At 72.2% G+C, this 859-nt stretch carries 1 protein-coding gene; it reads left to right on the top strand.

The annotated features are described in order from the left end of the window. Window positions 1–859 (top strand): beta strand repeat-containing protein (locus HLH34_RS19095; protein WP_408871336.1); only part of this gene is annotated, 859 nt, incomplete at both ends.

Genomic DNA, 859 nt, shown 5'->3' with positions numbered 1-859 from the left:
CAGCTACACCGGCGGCACGACCATTGCCTCCGGCGCAGCGCTGAACCTGTCGGGTTCGGTCGCCGGAAATGTGGCTGACAACGGCACGCTGACGCTGGACGGCGGCGCGGTCGGCGGCACGGTGACGGACGGCGGCGCGCTGAACGTCACGGGCAACGGCGGCTCGGCAGGCTCGCTGGCCGGGACGGGTGCCGGCACGCTCAACGGCACGCTGACGCTGACCAACGCCGCCGACACCTACGCGGGGGCGCTGAGCGGGATCGGTGGGCTGACCATCGCAGGCGGCAGCGAGACGCTGACCGGCGCCAACAGCTACACCGGCGGCACGACCGTTGCCTCCGGCGCGGGGCTGAACCTGTCCGGTTCGGTCGCTGGAAATGTGGCTGGCAACGGCGGCCTGATCCTTGATGGCGGCGCCGTTGGCGGCACGTTGACGAACAGCGGCGCGCTGAACGTCACGGGCAACGGCGGCTCGGCTGGGTCCCTGGCGGGCAACGGCACTGCCAGTCTCAACGGCACGCTGACGCTGACCAACGCCGCCGATACCTACGCGGGGGCGCTGACCGGCACCGGTGGCTTGACCATCGCAGGCGGCAGCGAAACGCTGACCGGCGCCAACAGCTACACCGGCGGCACGACCATCGCTTCCGGCGCGGGGCTGAACCTGTCGGGTTCGGTCGCCGGTGCGGTTGCGGACGCCGGGACGCTGACGCTGGACGGCGGCGCGGTCGGCGGCACGGTGACAGATAGCGGCGCGCTGACCGTCACGGGCAACGGCGGCTCGGCCGGCTCGCTGGCGGGCAACGGCACTGCCAGCCTCGCCGGCACGCTGACCCTGACCAATGCCGCCGATAGTTTC

This window comes from Gluconacetobacter azotocaptans, assembly GCF_014174355.1.
GTDB lineage: Bacteria > Pseudomonadota > Alphaproteobacteria > Acetobacterales > Acetobacteraceae > Gluconacetobacter > Gluconacetobacter azotocaptans.
The sequence above is the reverse complement of the archived record's forward strand: the minus strand, read 5'-3'. Positions and strand labels throughout refer to the sequence as shown.